Genomic DNA, 15197 nt, shown 5'->3' with positions numbered 1-15197 from the left:
TAGCGCTCCTAACGATGTCGTAAACTGGCTTTTGGTGTTCTTTTAACGGTAATTGTGCAATCGCACATACTTATATGTTAGTTATCCGAATATCATTTTGTATGGATTGTATAGTGGTAATAGATTGCTCAGAGGGAAAAGAAAAATAAAAGCGACTCCAAAGGACGAATGTCTTTTTCACGATGTCGATGTGGAAATGTTGAGTTGTCTGATGCCAAAAGCAAATATATCTTTCAACCGAGTGGGCAATTATAAAATGAAGATTGAAACACTGAAAGGAAATAATGAATATGCAGTATGATATCGTTCGCGCTTGGAAGGATGAGGAGTATCGTCAGGGCCTGGGCCAGGAGACACTCGCAGAGAATCCTGCTGGCGTTGTGGAGCTGAGCGATGAGTCTCTGGAGATCGTTAGCGGTGGTTGTCACCATGCCTGGCACCGTGGCCGGCACGAAGAAGAGAACAATACCAACCAGCAGAACAACGTAAATGTCTCGTACACCTATGGTAATGGTGGCCTGATCGGCAACGTTGTCAATGTTTGCGCTTACTCGCTCACCGTCATTGGTTCTTCCTGCAACAACACCAACTACAACGGCTAATTCGTAGTGGTTCAGGAACGATATACGTTTTTCTCGGAAGTGGGCTGGGGAATCATCCCTTGGCCCTCTTCCGCTTTTCTCTGAGTGCCTGATTATGTGTCGCTCCATGCTGGAAGGATTTTGCTCAATGGATACAAATCTCATTAGATAAAGATACATTAAGCATATGGAACAATTATTTAGAATAATTGCAAAGATCGCATTTTGTGTGGAGTATTTCTCACGCAGTTGCAGATAAACGCTTTAATCTTATTGTGTTTTTGCATATAAGTCAGTGTTGTTCGGGGAAAGTACATAGATGAACATAAGAGATATGATTCAGGCGTCGGGGAAGCCAAAGAATGGGCAGGTGAACGCAAACTGGTATCGCGCGTTAACGCTTGCCGAGCGTATCGCTTCTCCTCTCCATGCCCAGGCGACGAATCCGGAGACTGCGATTAGCGATAGTGCTCGTCAGCGCCTGGCACGTTGGAAAGAACAGCGGCCTTTTAATGAGGACGATTATTTTCGTCAGCGTTTAGAAATGGCGGGGCTGACGGAGGCTGATCTGCTCTACTTGCTCAACGAACCTGTAGAGGCGCTGAAGGCGCGTGTGGGGATAATCCCTGACTGGTTGCACACGCTACTCACTGTTTTTAACGAGCCCTCGCCCCCTGATGCGTCTCTGCTGAAGATAATTGATGGTGAGCAACATATCCTGTCACGCTCATTTCTGGCGGCGCTGCAACCATTGCTGGTTTATAGCTACCAGCGCTTGCAAGTCGGGGTGGATCAACTGGCGGAATCATACCCAACGCTACTCTTTGAGCGTGAGCAGGTGACGGCCTCACTGTTTAAACTGCTGCCAGAGAAGCTACTCAGTAAGTCGACGAAGACATTTATCCTCGAATTGAACGCGGCACGTGTGCATGGGCTACTACAGGGGGAGACGCCAGAGGAGCGCTTTCAGAGCTTTCTCCAGCGTTTACGCAACCAGGAGCACATCCTGGCCTTTCTAGAGGAATACGCGGTCCTGGCGCGCTTGCTGGTCGAAATCTGTGAAAGCTGGGTGAATGTGCAGCTAGAGCTGTTGCAGCATCTGTGCCTTGATTGGGAGTCGCTGAAGGCCCTCTTTGCTCCTGATCGCGATCCAGGGGCACTGGTCGAGGTGCAGACGGGAAGGGGGGATGCCCATCGCGGTGGTCGTAGCGTCGCGGTGCTCCGCTGGAGTTCTGGTCTGCGCGTGGTCTATAAACCACGCTCGCTCGCCACGGACCGCCATTTCGCGGCCCTGCTGGACTGGCTGAACGCGAAGGGCTTCGAGCCGGAGTTTCGCACGCTGAAGATGCTGGAGCGCGAGACCTATGGTTGGGTTGAGCTTGTTGAGTCGTTGACCTGTCACGCGGTCGAAGAGGTCGAACGCTTCTACCAGCGCGAGGGTGGCTACCTGGCGATCCTCTATGCCTTGCATGCGGGCGATTTCCACGCGGAGAATCTGATTGCCTGCGGTGAGCATCCCTTCCTGGTCGATCTTGAGGTGCTCTTCCTGCCCCGTTTAAAGGCACTTCCCCGGCCGCCTGAGAGCGAAGAACAGGACCTCTTATTTGATGGGCCGCCGCATACAGTTCTCAATGTGGGCATGCTCCCCAATCGTATCTGGTCGGATGGCAAGAACGCGGGGGTCGATATTAGCGCCGTGGGTGGCCGTCCGGGCCAGCTCGCCCCAACACCTGTCCCGGTTGTTCAGGGGGCTGGTACTGATGAGATGCGCGTCGAGCACCAGCACATAAGCTTGAGCTTAGGCCAGAACTTGCCCACGTTGCAAGGCGGGGAGGTTGATATTGCCTCCTATAGCGAGCATTTTGTCACTGGCTTTGCCGCTGTCTATCGTTTATTGATGATGCATCGCGAGGAGTTCCTGACCGACCAAATCGCGCGTTTTGCTGAGATCGAGGTCCGCTGTCTCCCGCGTAATACACAGCTCTACGATCTGCTTCTGGAGCATAGCTACCATCCAAACATGTTGCGTGAGGCGCTGGAGCGTGATCGCCTCTTCGACCGCCTCTGGTTTAATATCGATAACATACCTCAACTCAAGCCCCTCCTGAACTTAGAGATCGCAGATCTCTGGGCGGGCGATATTCCCTTTTTCTATACGCATGCCTCGTCGCGAGACTTGATCAATGGACATGGTATCCATGTTCCCGAATGCTTTGCTAGCTCTGGCCTGCAACTGGTACAGGAGTTTGTCGCGCAATTGAATGAAGAAGACCTGGAGCGTCAGTCCTGGATTGCGCGTGCATCGTTTGTCAATCTAGATCTGCCAAGCGGGCGCAAGCTGTATCCCTCGCTCAAGTACGAGTCGACAACCACTCCATTCTCGCGTGAACGTGTGCTGGATGCTGCACTCGCTGCTGGAAACCGCTTGCTGGAATTGCGGCTAGAGAATGGTGAGTTCCTTGACTGGCTGAGTATTACCTCGCGTGGCCCAGGTCGCTGGGGTCTTTATCCCTCTGATCTCGATCTATATAACGGGGTGACGGGCATTGTCTTCTTCCTGGCCTACCTCGGTGCCCTGACCAGGGAAGAGAAATATACTTCGGTTGCCAGGCATGCCTTAAGATTGCTTCACCGTCAGATGAAGTACAGACGCGAATCGGGGCGCCCTTTTACCGTAGGTGGCTATAACGGTGATAGCTCGTATATCTACCTGTTATCGCATCTAGGGACCCTCTGGAGTGATCCTACGCTGTTTCTGGAGGCCGAGGAGTATATAGGACCGCTGGTGCAGTCTGTGGCGCGAGATGAGATGTTTGATGTCATGGCAGGTGCGGCAGGCGCCCTTGCGGCCTTGCTCAGCCTCTACCAGGTGCATCCATCTGAAGCCACGCTGGATGCCGCGATCAAGTGCGGTGAGCGCTTGCTGGAGAAAAAGGTACAGCAGGAGGTTGGAATTGGCTGGATCGCCTCGGTGGAGACCGTTGCCCTGGCTGGAATGGCTCATGGTACTGCCGGTATCGCGCTCAATTTGCTGCGCCTGGCTGGCGTGAGTGGCGGTCAGCGCTTCCACGAGGCTGCATTGCAGGCCTTTGCCTATGAGCGCCATCTCTTCTCGCCAGACGCAAATAACTGGCCAGATTTGCGTTCAGGAAGTAAACCAGGGGATGAAAATGAGACGTACAAGATGTCTGCCTGGTGTCACGGGGCTGCGGGTATTGCCCTGGCGCGTTTAGGCTGCTTGCGCTTTGTTGATGATGCAGCCATTCGGCAAGAGATCGAGATTGGCCTTCAGACGACCATCTCCAAGGGCCTGGGCAATAGCCACTCTCTTTGTCATGGCGACTTGGGTAATATGGATATTCTCTTGAGCGCGGCCCAGGTACTGGAAAGGTCTGAGTTCCTTGAGTGCATCGAGCAAGCCACGCCCAAGCTATTAGATACGATTGATCGGCAGGGTTGGGTAAGTGGTGGTCCCATGGGACTGGAGACGCCAGGCCTGATGCTGGGCCTCTCAGGGGCTGGCTATGCGCTGTTGCGCTTAGCATTTATGTATCATGTACCCTCTGTATTGCAGTTAGAACCGCCGATCAGCGCTCAATAGCGCCTTATAGTATTAACCCTATTCGCGTAATGGACCCTGGCAGTTGCAAGCTGCCAGGGTCCATTACGCTACCAACCAAGAATAGGTATGTATGTGTTTTTCGTATCTGTATAGTATGTGTAGGCGCGCTTTTTCTCGGTGGCGTTATCTATGGGCTGGGTTGTTAAAGACCTGGAGAGGAAGAGTGTGCGACGAGGAAATCCTACTGTTTGAATTATTGGAAGAGGAAACAATGCGAACGCATCAAAAGATCTGGAATATATTCCGGGGAAGCAACGGGGCAAAGAGTGTGGTGTGGAGATGTGCGGCGGTAGCGTTGGTAATGTTCACTATCGTTGCGGCATTGAGCGTGAGCATGCATGGACTTCAAGCTCCCAAAGTAGCACATGCCGATGATGATGCTGTGTATACGAATGTCTATCCCTACGGGGAATGCACCTGGTTCGCCAATGAGCGCTATCGTGAACTGCATGGCTACTATGTGCCCTGGACATATGGGAATGCCAATGAGTGGGTTGATCGTGCCGCCAATTATGGTTGGATTGTATCGAGCCAGCCAGTACTCCACTCGATTATGGTATTGCAAGTTGGCGTCCAGGGCGCTACAGGCTATGGACATGTAGGCGTGGTCGAGGCAATAGAGAGTGATGGAGCCGTGGTCATGAGCGCGATGAACGCTGATGGAGGACCTGGAGTAGTGACGCATAATGAGTACTATCCTGGTCCGGGGGTCTCGTTTATCTGGGGGTAGTGCTCTCTGTAGTGCTCTCTAATTAATATAGATGCTACGCTAATCTTCAAAATAAAGGGAGTGTGTATTTTAGTTGCGTTCAGGTGAAAATATGGCATAAAATGAGAAGAGATAAAACGGCGTGTATTCTTGAGCAGGCTGTCCATCTCCTGGAGGCGTTCAGAGAATACATTCAGCGTTGAATGGCGAAAGGATGTCGTTGATGCTCAATTTTTCTCCCTCTGAAGAGCAGGAAGAAGTGCGCCGCCTGGCCTCAAGCCTGTCCATTGATCTATTGCGTCCCCAGGCCAGAGCCGCGGAAAAGCAGGGCGATATTTCTCAAAATGTCATGCGTACACTCGCGCAGACCGGGCTTACGCTTCCCTTTGCTGAAGAATATGGGGGGGCTGGCCCCATCGAGGCCGCTACCTACGCTCTGGTGGCTGAGGAACTGGGATATGGTGATGGAGGCCAGGCCTTATCTATCCTCGGCTCGCTGATGGGACCACTCTGTGTTGAATTGGCGGGGAATGTGTCGCAGAAAGAAGCCTATCTTCCAGATTTTGGCGATGCCCAGCACGGGTATCTGGAGCGAGGCTGTCTGGGTATTGCCGAGCCTACGGGTGGCTATGAGCTTCGCAATGTACAGACAATACTTAAACGTCAAGGCAATCACTATCTTCTCTCTGGTGTTAAGCGCGATGTCCTTCATGGAGAGCAGGCCCATCTAAGGCTAGTTCTAGCGCGGATAGAGGGGACAAGCGACTATGAAGGTTTGTCTGCTGTGCTCCTACCAGAGCAGGCTAGCGGCCTGGAGGTGCGCCCTGAAACGCAGAAGCTAGGGCTTCAGGCCGCGCCCAGCGCCACCTTCCACCTGGAGAATGTTGTTTTGCCAGAAGGGGCTTTGCTTGGTGAGCCGGGTTCGCCCGCGGTGTTAAGCGCGGCCTCGCTGTATTTGCTTCTGCGGGCTGGGGTGGCATGTGGGATGACGCGCGCGGCACTTGAGTATGCTAGTCGCTATGCCGAGGAGCGGATCGCCTTTGGTCGCCCCATTGTCTCATACCAGGGAATTGCCTTTATGCTGGCCGAAATGGCGATGAAGCTGGATGCGGTCCGACTCTTTCTCTGGCAGGCGGCGACGCTGTGGGATCAGGGGCAGGATATAGCCGCGATTGTTCGCGATGTCGAGGCCGTACAGAAGCAGGCTATCAAGTTGGCACAATCAGCGACGATTGACGCGGTACAGGTTATGGGTGGCGCTGGCTTTCTACAGGATCACCCCGTTGAGATGTGGATGCGTAACGCAGCATCGATGGAGTAGAAGCTCATGCTAGATTTTCGCTTAAGCGCAAAGCAGCAGGAATATCGCGAGTTTGCACATCAGATCGCGCTAGAAGAGATGCGCCCGATCTCATTGGAGTGTGATCGCACCGAGCAGATTCCCGAGTCGTTTTTCTGGCAGATGCAGAAGCGTTTCCGTGGTGGCGTCGAGGGGCAGACGCGACAGTTTCGCCAGCCGGGAGAGCGTCAGGAGGCGCTGCTGGCGATGCTCGCGCACGAGGAGATGGCCTGGGGTGATGCCGCCCTTGCCACCGCTATGCCTGGACCGGGCCTGGCCGCTCCCCCTATCCTTGCTCAGGGTTCACCAGAGCAGCAAGAGAAATTTTTATGTATCTACAGAGATGACCAGTTACACTGGGGCGCCCTGGCGCTGACGGAACCCGGGATTGGTTCAGACGTCGCCGGGATGGCGACCACGGCCAGGTTAGAGGGCGAAGAGTGGGTCATTGATGGACACAAGCACTATATCACCAATGGGGCCAGGGCTGACCTCATTATTACCTTTGCGACCATAGACAAGAGTATGGGGCGCGCGGGTATTCGTCCCTTTGTCGTCCCTAAAGGGACACCGGGACTGGTTATTGGTCGTATTGAAGAGAAGATGGGGTTGCGTGCCTCGCAGACAACCGAGTTAATCTTTGAGAACTGCCGTATTCCTAAAGATCACCTGCTTGCTGGACGCGAGGCGGGCGCGAAGGGTGGTTTTAAGGCCGCTATGGGAACCCTGGACGCTACACGTCCCATGGTCGGAGCGCTTGCGGTTGGTATCTGCCGGGCGGCGTATGAGGGCGCGCAAGCCTGGTATCAGCATGAACTACCGGCAGGATATGCTCCATATCAGCGACGCGAGATCGCTGAGAAGTTGGAGGAGCTGCGGCAGGAGATCCAGATGGCGCGGCTGCTTGTGTGGCGTGCGGCCTGGATGGCTGATCAGCGTATTCCCAATTCCAAAGAGGCGTCGATGTGTAAGGCATACGCGGGCCAGCTGGTCATGAAGGTAACCGCTGAGGCTGTGCGCCTTTCGTCGCCTGGAGAGATGACGGAGACAAAGCAGTTTATCCATAAGTGGTTCCGTGACGCCAAAGTGTTTGACATCTTTGAGGGAACCGCGCAAATTCAGCGCCTGGTGATTGCGCGGCGTATGTTCCCGAAAGTTAGCATCCCTTGATGTATCGCGCATTCGGGTCGAATACGTAGAGCTAGTGGGTCAGCTTGCAATTGAATACCCTCGAATCACTGCAGCGCTCGATCCGGACAGACGGCGTGTCCGCGCGCGTTCGCGCCGTCGCCTGCGCTTGCCATTCCAGACAAAGGGCGTCGGCTTCACGTTCCAACCGGCCACTGTTTGCTCCAACCAGTCGATGACTTGTTGGGGGTTCTTGGGATGTTGCCCAGACAAAGCGCGCGGCACAATGATGCGTTGTACCGACTCTGCCATATTGAGCCACGAGCCACCAACGGGAGTGTAGAGCGGCATCACCCCATGATGAAACAACCATACCACAAGGTCGGGAGTCAGGTGCCCAGCCAGATTGTCCCACACGAGCACGATGCGTAAGGGAGGAAGCCCCTCATCGTTCTCGTGTGGCCACAACCACGTTTTCCACTGTGCATAGTGCGCCCGCTCTGCTTCCGGCGGCAAGGTCTCTGCTGGCTGCTTTTTCTCCAATTCGTCCAACACCTCCGAGAGTTGCTCTTTCAGCCAGGGATGCAAGACGGCATTGGGAGCGGAGAGCACCCCTTTCGCTCGGAGCTGGCCTGTGGCAGGGCGAAAGAGGGTCAGCAGTTTAGCGGTGCCCCCCACGCTCGTACTCGTGGGGATGCAAGAGGGGATGGCCCTCTGGTTGCCACGAGGAGCCCGGCTGTGGGATGGCCTGATACGGTCCAGCTTCATCTTCATTGAGTTGCACGATCCCGGCAGCTTCCGCGTGCTCGCATGCCAACTCGATCAGTCTTTTTTTTCCAGTGTTTGCTCGTCATAGGTCGTCACCGTGCCGCCTTTGCGTTTGCGCAGCGCGTAGCCGGTGCGGCACCAGGTGCGTGTTCGCTGATAGCTGTAGCCTGAACCATGCAGCACCTGACGAATGGTTTCGTTGGCGATGTGAGGCAGATCCGAGGCTTGCAGTGCCTTGCGCAGTAAGGAGAGTGACCAGGTAGCAGTCTGATCGGTCTGCCGATCTGGGGTCCTGTGTACTTCTTGCAGAATACGCGCCTGCTGCGCGCTCGTGTAGGTCGGCTTGCGCCCACGACCAGCAGCAATCGAAAGCGCTGCCAAACCGTGCTCATTGAAGCGCTCGACCAACTCGCGCACACTGCATGCCTCTCTAAAGCCTGCCACCAATGCTGCCTGCGGAAAAGACTGCGAGGCCGCTACTGCCAGCAGCGCTTTGGCTCGCCGCGCCACGTCTATCCGTTCACTGCTGGCCTTGACGATGCGCTGCAATTCACGCTCTTCCTGCTCGCTCAAGGGACGCAGAGGGTGTTTTGGGGATTGAGCCATGGACGTTTTCCTTCTTTCTCCCCCTATTCTATCACCTCCGCTTCCCTCCTGGTGCTCAATTGCGAGTTGACCCACTAGTGATGAAAGGAAGAGAGGGTGGCGAGGATTGTGCCACCGTTCTCCGACACTTGGACAAATATGGACAAGCCACATTCACCCGGATCGGTTCCTGCTTCACCGAGGGCAGTTTCACTGAACCATCTCACGACGGATCAGCCAGAGCTGCCCTCTCCGACAGGCGTTTCACCCTTCCCGAGGAACTCCCGGTAGGGACCTGGCTGGCCGCTCAGATACAAGATCGCCAGCGCTGCCAGGTTCAGCGCGGCATTGAGGTCACGATCGATCACCAGCCCACAGGCCGGATGCTCGCAGACATAGATGCGCTCTGAAAGGTCTATCTCTTCTTTGATATGGTTGCAGCCAGAGCACAGTTTGGTGGAAGCAAACCAGCGATCTGCCCACAGCAGGTTTTCGCCTTGCCAGAACGTTTTGTAGCCCATTTGCCGCTTGAACTCGCCGAATCCGACATCGCTGATTGCCAGAGCCAGCTTGTGGTTCTGTGCGCATCCCTGCCACATGGAGATCTTCAAGCACGACCACGGCAGGACGCCTCTGGGCATCCGAGATGCAAGCCTGGCGCAGCAGTTTTTTCATCTGCTTGGCTTTGACCTTGTTCGCAATGGTTTTCGGCAGGGGTTCTGGGGGCGACTCCTTCTTTGATCGCTTGCCACGCTTTGGCTTCACCTTGGCTCTCGGCTCTGGCAACGTAGCAGCAATCTCAGCTTTGCGGATTTCACGTTCTTCTGGCGTCAGTTGGGCGCGGGTGAGCTGGCTTGTGCCTTTGTGGAGGGCATCCTCGCGCACATAAGCGACGCGGGCATACTTGCGCGCTAATTTTTGACGGGCTTTGGCGCGGTTCTTGCTCCCTTTCTGTTTCCGGGAGAGCCAGCGATGCAGCCGCTTGATCCGCTTGAGTTCGGATGTGAGGGCTTTGGGGTTGGCAATGGCACGCCCATCGGAGCATTGGGCCAGGGTTTTGATCCCGGTATCTACGCCGATCGGCGGACCAGCTGCCTGTGGGGGATCGGGCACCTGCTCAATCACTTGCACCGAGACAAACCAGCGCCCTGCCTTTTCACTGACTGTGGCCGAGAGCACAGCGACGCCGCCGGTAGGCAAATAGCCACACTCGTGCAGGCGCAGCCGTCCGAAGCGCGGCAGTTCAATGGCTTGCTCGTAAATATGAATGCTGCCTGTTAGCCGGAAACTGCCCAATCCTTTCCGTTTGGTCTTCGGCTTGGGGAACCCCGGCTTGCCCCTCCACTTGCCTTCTTTCTTGAGGTCACAGCGGCGGAAAAAGTTCCTGTAGGCTTGATCTAGATCGCGTAACGCCTCCTGCGGCGCGGCTTTTGACACCTCGTACATCCAGGGAATCTCGGTTTGCTTGAGCGTGTTCAATTCCCGGTGCAGTTCCATCGCACTGATCCAGCGTTTCTCCTGTTGATAGACCTCTTGCTTGCGTCTGAGCCCCCAATTCCAGGACCAGCGCGCTGCGCCTGCATGCTGTTTGCAGAGGGTGATTTGTTGGTGATTGAGATCTAATTGCGTGCGATAGCCGCGTGTAATCAGCATCGATCTGGTCCCGCCTGCATCTTAAGAACGCCTCATCAAACGCACTCCTCGGTCCGCTCCTCTTTCATGACAGATTCCACGCACTGCTTGATGCGTTCGGCTCTGTGCCGAGAGCCGCGCCTGCCGTACATCCGGGCCGCCATACTGGTCATGAGGCTGACAACGTCATCGACGAGATCGTCCTGCGTCTCATTGGGAAAGATGGCTTCGATGCGGCGTCCCTGGGCTTGGAGCAGCGGTGTGAGATACCTCCACCCAAAACGGGTGCCACGATCGCGGTGTTCGACAAGAATGGTGCCAATACTTGGGTCGGCCAGCAGCTTGAGGAATTTCGGGCGGTTGTCGTTGAGGCCCGATGCAATTTCGACGACTTCTTTGGCCACTGGGTAGCCACGGGCCGCCGCGTAGTCGCGCAGGCGTTGCACCTGGCGCTCGAGATCGCTTTTTTGATTAGCAGAGGACACGCGCGCATACAAGGCGATGCGCCCCGTCTCTGGCTTCTCCGCCACCGGATCGCGCACGATCACCGTCCCTGTGGGCGTTTGGTAGGCATCGAGCGTCCCGGCTTTATACCACCGCCAGGCGGTTTTATAGGTGACTCCAGCTTTTTTGGCATACCGACTTAACTTCATGTCCATATAGTACCATGAAATATCCATATTAGTCAATACACTCTAAAATCTTTTTAACCCTCTCTTTGCTTTATGCGTGGGGAGATGGGGATTTTTGAACCTTTACCGCCGCCGCCTCTTCTACCTCCTCTAGAGCTTCGGCCTCGTCAGCCAGCTCGTCAAATGGGAAGTCTTCCTCTTCCTCTAGCTCTGGTTCGAGCCAATTTCCGCGCGCTCCACGCTTTGCGGCATGTTGGCGTTTGGAGAGGTCCTCATAGAAGCTATCCTTGTGGCTTATAGCGCGTTTATCGCGTAGTTTCCCTCTCATGCTATCACCTCCTCTCTGGTACGAGGTAATAGCGAGTTTCTGAGCACAGCAGACCAGTGAATAGCAAGCTTTCAGCCTTTCTTGTACTGCGAAAAACTCAGTCAATAATCAAGGGCATAAAAGTATTGTGTGGGTAGGGATACCTCTTTACTGCGCAACTAAAATCACTTTCAAAAGGAACTTTGTATGTGGGTAAGGTACGATGCTGATGCATGAGGAATGAAAATGTATTTCGAGGAGGAACGGCGGCCACACCAGACGCCCGGGTAGGCGCTGATCCCGGATGCTATGAATATATGTGCCAGAGCCAGCAAGGGGTTAGCTAGCGGCTCGCGTTGCTGGTCAGGTGAGTTCCGTCGTTGCTTCTCATCATGCGCATCACTGTGTTGCGTGTTACGCCCATAGAACTCACCTCCTATCTGTTTTGAGAAAAATGTGTGTAACATCATTCTTTATATCAAACTGACTACCAATGAGTCTCCCAACTGGTGATGAGTGTACAGGTCTTCCGGGGAAAAGTCAAGCCTTTTTCAGTACATTTGCAGGGCTGCGCAAAATTTCGCCTCTATTGCATAAAGAGAGGTGGCATGATGAGTTAGCAGTACCAGCTCATCATGCCACCTCTCTTTATGCAATAGAAAAATGGCTTAGGGACGATAGTTGCCCGCTTGCGTAAAAAATATTTTGCGGAAGCCAAGAAAAATGACGATTGCAATTCCCAATTCAATCACAGCCATGCCAATCCAGAGCCAGATGAGATTGAGTCCATGAGGCCCAGTTGGCGAGGATGGATCGATGGCTTGCAGGACGAGCGGGGAGAGAATGCCGAGTGGGATAAAGAACAAGAGTATGCAGCACGCGGCGACAAAAGCTGGCAAGAGAATGCGCCAGAGCCCCGAATCCTGCAAATTCTCGGTCTTGGCGGTTCCATAGGCTTTGCGAGGCTCATTTCCGGCGATTTCTGGCTTAGTTGAAACCTTTTGTTGCTCTTTAGCTGGCTCCATTGCCACTTTATTTGTGGTTGAGGTCTTTTCTTCCATAGATACTATCTCCAAAGAACAAGAAATTACTTCTGTCCCTCAGTATATCATACAAAAGCGCCAGGCTCAGCCACCGTGGCGTATGGATTAGATATGTCGTTGGACGAAACGTTCGAGCTGGCGACGAACAACAAGGATCAATGCAGGAACGAGCACTGTACTGATCAGCCATTTGCTAACTCCTCGCCCGGCGGATATGCGTGACATAAGTGGCCCCCTCTGCTTATGTGGTCATAAGATTAGCTCTCTGCTCCAATTAATGTAGTAAAACGTATGCATGCATAGCTCTACCGCATCTTTCGTTGTTCCTGCTTCCCTCCCAGGTGCCTCCAAGCTGAAGCCCTTTGGTCTTACCCCAAGTCCACAGGCGACTTTTACGCTCCGCCCGAGCCAGTATCGAGAGCGGCCTGATCAATCAGCCCGATCAAGCGTAGGGCTTCAAAGAGAATATTGAGGCTCGCATTCGAGTCTCTATCCTGCTCAAACTGAGAGTAGGCGCACTGGGGATTCTGGCAGTGGAACGCCCGATCAGAAAGTTGCATCTCTTCCCACTTCCAGCCACAAGCATGGCAGGTTTTGCTTGAGGGGAAGAAGCGCCCCACCTTTACCACCTGCCCGCCGCGTTGTTCAACTTTGCTGGTGAGCAGGTTCAAAAGTTTGCCAAGGGAGGCATCAGAGAACGAGCGAGCCAGTTTGCGATTTTTGAGCAACCCGCTTCCGGTTGAGATCCTCCACGCCAATGATCCCATAGCTATTGGCGAGCCTCGTTGTGAGCTTGTGGAGCACATCATCGCGTAGGCAGGTAATGCGATAGTGGAGGCGAGCCACTTGACGACGCGCTTTCTCCCGGTTTTTGGAGTCTGGCTTGCGCCGATGGAGACGTTTATTGGCCTGACGCAGCTTTTTGAGTGCGGTGCTGAGGCATTTTTGGTTCTCAAATCCCTCACCAGTACTCAAGGTTGCCAACCGGTTCAAGCCGACATCTATGCCAATGGCAGCGGAGCGCTTGATTGGGTGATCATTGGGGACTTCTACCGCGATCGAGATAAACCACCAATCCGCCGTGCGCGTTATTCGCGCTCCGGTCACTTTCCCTTTCCATCTGAGATTTTCCGACATATTCACCCATCCAAGTTTGGGGATCCAAACGCGGTGGTCACCGAGTTCCATCTGATCATTGGCCAGATAAAAGCTCGGCTTACTGCGCTTTTGGCTCTTGAAACGAGGACGGTGCGCCCGACCCTCGAAGAAGGCGGTCCAGGCTTTGCCCAAATCCAAAAAGGGCTGGTCCGAGGCATTCTTGGTGACCTCCCACGTCCAAGGAAAACGCTCCCTCCGGATCTCGTTGAACTGTTTTTTCAGTTTCAATACGGTCGGTTTCTCGCCCACCTCATATTGCTGATTCCACTCAGCCAACGCCCAGTTCCATGTAAACCGTGTAATTCCAGCGGCTTTCGCAAAATAGAGCGTTTGCTCCTTGGTAGGATGGAGGCGAATTTTGTGCGCACAAATCACTTGAAAGTCCTTTTTACACCATGAGCTTCTTTTACATAATTATTTGAGAACATTTCTTCCCTGATGTCAATGAGAAAGGAATGTGTGCCATGTGCTGTTTTTTGACTCCATTCTCCTCTCTTTTGATGAACTGTTGATTTCTCTTTTAAGCATAGGTGCCTCCACAAGCTGAGGCAATTGGGGAGCGTGAGGGCGATAATTTGAAGATAAAAATTGCTTGACAAATAGCTGCATAGATGTTACTATGACGACGTCAGCAATTAGGGCGCTTAGCTCAGCGGGAGAGCGCTTCGTTCACACCGAAGAGGCCACTGGTTCGATCCCAGTAGCGCCCATTTTTAATCCCCCTTTTGCAACTACTTTACCTCTTCTTCTCTTGTTTGTTCTTCTTTGCATGGTTACGCTGCTCCCACATTTTTCCTGAAAATGTCTTTACCTCTTTTTGTGAGCTATATTCTTGTTTTTCTATCCTTTTTGGGCTGTTGCAATTGCTTCCCTCGAATTTATAGCTTATAATAATAGATACACACTACTGGTTTCGGCGGGTTCTTGTCTTCATGCGAGGACTTTCTGACCGCGTTTTGGGCGAGGGTATGCTATGCCAGCATTAGCAGTTATGCTTATGAATGTCCTGCACCTCCAGGTGGTATATCCGCTGGGAGCCGTCCTGCTTGCCGTCTTCTGGATAATCTCTTTCCGCTTAGCACATCTCCTGGTGCTTTTACTACGGCGGGAGCCTGTGATCGGGTGGGCAATTGGTCCCCTTGGTGTCTCCTTTATGGTCTTGCACAAGCCTTCCGTGTTCTTCACCTGGTTAAACGCGCTTGTCCCGGCGCTGGTCTCTGGAAGTGTGCTCTACATTGGCTTCTTTACCCCTCTCAGTCCGTTTATTGTACCTCACCATCCTCTGTTTATCGGACTGGTGGTCTGTTGTGGCATTCTTGTTAGTAGCACGAGCGATGTTGTGCTTGCTTTGCGCGATTTGCTCTATCCACTTTGGGGCGAGGCACGTATTCTGCGCAATATCCAGATCCTACGGTCCACCTGGGCCAGCATCCATTTCACACCCTATGGTCACTCATATGTCAATGACCACTTTGGCTCGTCCCCCGCTGATTTATTGAAAGCTTTTTAGTCAATAACCCCATACATGAATGCAAGGGCTTGCCCACATCCTAGGACTGGGCTTCAGGGCTGATTGACAGCAGCCCACTACCCCGAAAGGCAGTAAAGCGGTTGCGAATGTTGTGAAGTAGGCGGCTGACGCGTTGCCCTGCGGTACGTTTTCATCCGCCCCTTCCCGAACCAGGACGTGCGC

The 15197-nt window shown here is 53.7% G+C and carries 13 protein-coding genes, 1 tRNA gene and 3 pseudogenes; 8 read left to right on the top strand and 9 right to left on the bottom strand.

Features of this window, described 5'->3' with window-relative positions:
• Positions 1-290 precede the first annotated feature (290 nt).
• The 5 genes from KRAC_RS65570 to KRAC_RS08550 all read left to right on the top strand — a co-directional run bounded on the left by KRAC_RS65570 (position 291) and on the right by KRAC_RS08550 (position 7421).
• Positions 291-602: a mersacidin/lichenicidin family type 2 lantibiotic gene (locus tag KRAC_RS65570; RefSeq protein WP_007906097.1), complete on the top strand. Its 312-nt coding sequence runs from the start codon at positions 291-293 to the stop codon at positions 600-602.
• 298 nt (positions 603-900) lie between these two features.
• Entirely contained in the window at positions 901-4182 is a 3282-nt protein-coding gene (locus tag KRAC_RS08565) for a type 2 lanthipeptide synthetase LanM family protein (RefSeq protein ID WP_007906096.1), read from the top strand.
• Positions 4183-4414: 232 nt separating this feature from the next.
• Positions 4415-4933 carry a CHAP domain-containing protein gene (locus KRAC_RS08560; protein WP_157506360.1) on the top strand — a complete coding sequence of 173 codons (519 nt, stop codon included), beginning with the start codon at positions 4415-4417 and terminating at the stop codon, positions 4931-4933.
• Positions 4934-5135: 202 nt separating this feature from the next.
• Positions 5136-6233, top strand: a complete 1098-nt coding sequence (locus KRAC_RS08555) for an acyl-CoA dehydrogenase family protein (protein ID WP_007906094.1) — start codon at positions 5136-5138, stop codon at positions 6231-6233.
• Positions 6234-6239: 6 nt separating this feature from the next.
• Positions 6240-7421, top strand: a complete 1182-nt coding sequence (locus KRAC_RS08550) for an acyl-CoA dehydrogenase family protein (protein WP_007906093.1) — start codon at positions 6240-6242, stop codon at positions 7419-7421.
• Between the two features lie 39 nt (positions 7422-7460).
• Here KRAC_RS08550 and KRAC_RS08545 read toward each other — a convergent pair whose 3' ends face one another.
• From KRAC_RS08545 to KRAC_RS08540, 3 genes are read right to left on the bottom strand one after another with little or no spacing between them, the layout of a single operon-like run.
• Positions 7461-8057: a transposase gene (locus KRAC_RS08545; protein ID WP_052568103.1), complete on the bottom strand. Its 597-nt coding sequence runs from the start codon at positions 8055-8057 to the stop codon at positions 7461-7463.
• On the bottom strand, positions 8041-8196 hold the full coding sequence (locus tag KRAC_RS70975) for a hypothetical protein (RefSeq protein WP_157506359.1): 156 nt from the start codon (positions 8194-8196) through the stop codon (positions 8041-8043). The genes KRAC_RS08545 and KRAC_RS70975 overlap by 17 nt, the downstream gene beginning before the upstream one ends.
• A 5-nt stretch (positions 8197-8201) precedes the next feature.
• Entirely contained in the window at positions 8202-8753 is a 552-nt protein-coding gene (locus tag KRAC_RS08540; protein WP_007906090.1) for a helix-turn-helix domain-containing protein, read from the bottom strand.
• A gap of 80 nt (positions 8754-8833) precedes the next feature.
• Between KRAC_RS08540 and KRAC_RS65565 the strand changes: the two genes are divergently transcribed.
• Complete coding sequence (locus KRAC_RS65565) at positions 8834-9142, top strand: hypothetical protein (protein WP_007906088.1); 309 nt, start codon at positions 8834-8836, stop codon at positions 9140-9142.
• Here the strand turns inward: KRAC_RS65565 and KRAC_RS75690 are convergent.
• The 6 genes and pseudogenes from KRAC_RS75690 to KRAC_RS08515 all read right to left on the bottom strand — a co-directional run.
• Positions 9125-9253: pseudogene (locus tag KRAC_RS75690) on the bottom strand (RNA-guided endonuclease TnpB family protein); the annotation flags it as partial. The gene KRAC_RS65565 and the pseudogene KRAC_RS75690 overlap by 18 nt on opposite strands.
• Positions 9254-9467: 214 nt before the next feature.
• A pseudogene (locus KRAC_RS08535) lies at positions 9468-10385 on the bottom strand (RNA-guided endonuclease InsQ/TnpB family protein); the annotation flags it as partial.
• A 35-nt stretch (positions 10386-10420) separates the two neighbouring features.
• Positions 10421-11044 carry an IS607 family transposase gene (locus KRAC_RS08530; protein ID WP_244421987.1) on the bottom strand — a complete coding sequence of 208 codons (624 nt, stop codon included), beginning with the start codon at positions 11042-11044 and terminating at the stop codon, positions 10421-10423.
• Positions 11045-11087: 43 nt separating this feature from the next.
• Positions 11088-11324: a hypothetical protein gene (locus KRAC_RS08525; RefSeq protein ID WP_007906083.1), complete on the bottom strand. Its 237-nt coding sequence runs from the start codon at positions 11322-11324 to the stop codon at positions 11088-11090.
• Positions 11325-11971: 647 nt separating this feature from the next.
• A complete protein-coding gene (locus KRAC_RS08520; protein WP_007906081.1) occupies positions 11972-12364 on the bottom strand; it encodes a hypothetical protein in 393 nt (130 codons plus the stop codon).
• Between the two features lie 374 nt (positions 12365-12738).
• A pseudogene (locus KRAC_RS08515) lies at positions 12739-13879 on the bottom strand (RNA-guided endonuclease InsQ/TnpB family protein).
• A 263-nt stretch (positions 13880-14142) separates the two neighbouring features.
• Between KRAC_RS08515 and KRAC_RS08510 the strand changes: the two are divergent.
• A tRNA-Val gene (locus tag KRAC_RS08510) sits at positions 14143-14214 on the top strand.
• Between the two features lie 263 nt (positions 14215-14477).
• Entirely contained in the window at positions 14478-15014 is a 537-nt protein-coding gene (locus KRAC_RS08505; RefSeq protein ID WP_007906077.1) for a hypothetical protein, read from the top strand.
• Positions 15015-15197 lie beyond the last annotated feature (183 nt).

The organism is Ktedonobacter racemifer DSM 44963 (genome assembly GCF_000178855.1).
Lineage (GTDB): Bacteria > Chloroflexota > Ktedonobacteria > Ktedonobacterales > Ktedonobacteraceae > Ktedonobacter > Ktedonobacter racemifer.
This window is presented reverse-complemented; position numbering and strand designations above follow the sequence as displayed.